At 71.7% G+C, this 2323-nt stretch carries 1 protein-coding gene and 1 pseudogene; both read right to left on the reverse strand.

Annotation, left to right across the window (positions count from 1 at the left end):
* A pseudogene (locus GPJ59_RS38775) lies at positions 1–236 on the reverse strand (UDP-N-acetylmuramoyl-L-alanyl-D-glutamate--2,6-diaminopimelate ligase); the annotation flags it as partial.
* A gap of 25 nt (positions 237–261) precedes the next feature.
* On the reverse strand, positions 262–2067 hold the full coding sequence (locus tag GPJ59_RS35570) for a peptidoglycan D,D-transpeptidase FtsI family protein (RefSeq protein WP_374201005.1): 1806 nt from the start codon (positions 2065–2067) through the stop codon (positions 262–264).
* Between the last annotated feature and the right edge of the window lie 256 nt (positions 2068–2323).

The raw sequence follows: 2323 nt of genomic DNA on the forward strand, positions 1-2323 counted from the left end.
CCGCCGAGCAGGGCGGCCAGCTCGCCGAGCGGGGTCGGGCGCGGGCTCTGGGGCCGCGGCGCTCCCGGCGGCGTTGCCGGGGCGGCGTTCTGGGTCGTTCTGGGCTGATCAGCGTGGGGCACGGCGGTGAGCGTACCGGGCGTGGCGCCGCTGTCGCGAAGTGAGGGGGCGGCCGACGGGGCGGCGGCGGGGCCGGCGGGCTGCCGGTTCCCGGGTTTCGGGGTGATCGTTGTCACTGCTGGTGCCTCACGCTCGTGGTGGTCACTGGCCGGGCTGGGGGGTCGGCTGCGGGGCCGGCTGCGGGCCGGCGTCGAAGGTGACCGGCAGGCCTGCCGGGGCGGTCCCGGTCGGGGCGACCTGGAGGGTCTTCAGGGCGAACTCCATGACCTTCTTGTAGATGGGGCCGCAGATCTGGCCGCCGAAGTAGCTGCCCTTGGTGGGGTTCTGGATCGCGCAGTACACGGTGATGCGCGGGTTGTCGGCCGGGGCGAAGCCGGCGAAGGAGGCGGTGTAGCCCTTGTAGCGGCCGGTGGCCGGATCCACTCGGTTGGACGTGCCGGTCTTGCCGCCGACCCGGTAGCCGGGGATGCGGGCCTTGGTGCCGGTTCCCTCCTCGTCGTCGACGACGGACTCCAGCATCGCGGCGAGGGTCCTGGCGGTCTCCTCGCTGATCACCCGGGTCTTCTCGGGGGCGGGGGCGGGGGTGAAGCGCCCGTCGGGCCCCTTGCTGCCGCGCACCAGGGTGGGGGTGATGCGCACCCCGTCGTTGGCGATGGTCGAGTAGACGGAGGCAGCCTGCATGGCGTTGAGGGACAGGCCCTGGCCGAAGGGGATCGTGTACTGCTGGGAGGTCGACCACTTCTCGGGCTCGGCGAGGATGCCGCGGGACTCGCCGGGGTAGTTCAGGCCGGTGGGCCGGCCGACGCCGAACCTGCTCAGGTAGGAGTGCAGGACCCGGTTGGCCTCGGGCTGGCTGGATCCGAGCTGTCCGGTCGCGAGGATGGTGCCGATGTTGGAGGACTTGGCGAGGACCCCGTTGAGGGTCAGGTACCAGGTCGGGTGGTCGATGTCGTCCTTGAAGAGCCGGTCGCCGCGGTGCAGCCGGTTGGGGACGGTGACGTGGGTGAGCGGGGTGGCCTTCTTCTCCTCCAGGACGGCGGCCATCGACATCACCTTGGCCGTGGAGCCGGGCTCGTAGACGTCCTGGAGCGCGGCGTTGCCCATGGCGGTGGAGCGGGCCTTGCTGAGGTCGTTGGGGTCGAAGCCGGGGGCGTTGGCCATCGCGAGGACCTCGCCGGTGCGGGTGTCCTGGACGATGACGTAGCCGCGGTCGGCCTGGGACTTCTCGACCTGCTCGGTGATGGCGCTCTGGGCGGCCCACTGGATGTCGCGGTCGATGGTCAGCTCGATGTCCTCGCCGGGTACGGCGGGCTTCTCGCGGGAGCCGGCGGTGGGCACCTGGCGGCCGCCGGCCTGCGCGTAGGTGATCTCGCCGTCCGTGCCGGCCAGCTTCTTGTCGAGGGAGGACTCCAGGCCGCCGGCGCCCTTGCCCTCGGCGTTCACGTAGCCCAGTATCCCGGCGGCCAGGGTGCCGTTGGGGTACACGCGCTTGCTGCTGGGCTCCTGGAAGACGCCGGCGAGGACGTTCGCGCCGGGGCCGTTGCCCCGCCGGTCGGCCTGCGCCTTCTCGGCGAAGACCCGCTTGAGGTCCTTGATCTGGTTCCAGACCTGGGGGGTCTGGCGGCGGGCGAGGACGACGTAGCGGGTGTTCTTGCGCAGCCGGTCCGCGATGTCCTTGGGGTCCTTGTCCAGGATCGGCGCGAGGAGGGCGGCGGCCTGCTCGGGGGCGTCGGGGGCCTTGCTCTCCTTGGGCGTGAACATGGAGGGGTCGGCGGTGATGTCGTACGCGTCCACGCTCGTGGCCAGGGCGACGCCCTTGCGGTCGGTGATGTCGCCGCGCTCGGCGGCCAGCGTGTAGTTGGCGTACCGGTTCTTGGACGCCTCCGCGGAGTAGGCGGAGGCGTCGACGGCCTGGACCTGGAGCAGCCGTACGACGAAGGCCAGCATGACCAGGGTCAGCCCGAGGCCGACCAGGCGCAGCCGGGGCTTGGGGCTGCCCAGCTTGATGGTGTGCGGGGCGCGGGAGGGGCGCGGGGCGCGGGTGGCGGGGCGGGCGGAGGCCCCTGGCGCCCGGGGGGCTCTTTTTCACAACCGGAGCCGCCGGCGATCTTACGCGTGTCGCACCTCTGTGTGGCCGCCGAGCTGTCCGACATATAAATGCGTGGTGATCGGGCAGAAGACACGCAGTGATACGAATCATAGG

This window comes from Streptomyces bambusae, assembly GCF_019400985.1.
In the GTDB taxonomy this organism is placed as follows: domain Bacteria; phylum Actinomycetota; class Actinomycetes; order Streptomycetales; family Streptomycetaceae; genus Streptomyces; species Streptomyces bambusae_A.

Bases quoted from the DNA above. Each gene is read 5' to 3' on its own strand.
- GPJ59_RS35570 (WP_374201005.1), bottom strand. From the start codon at position 2,067: ATGCTGGCCTTCGTCGTACGGCTGCTCCAGGTCCAGGCCGTCGACGCC.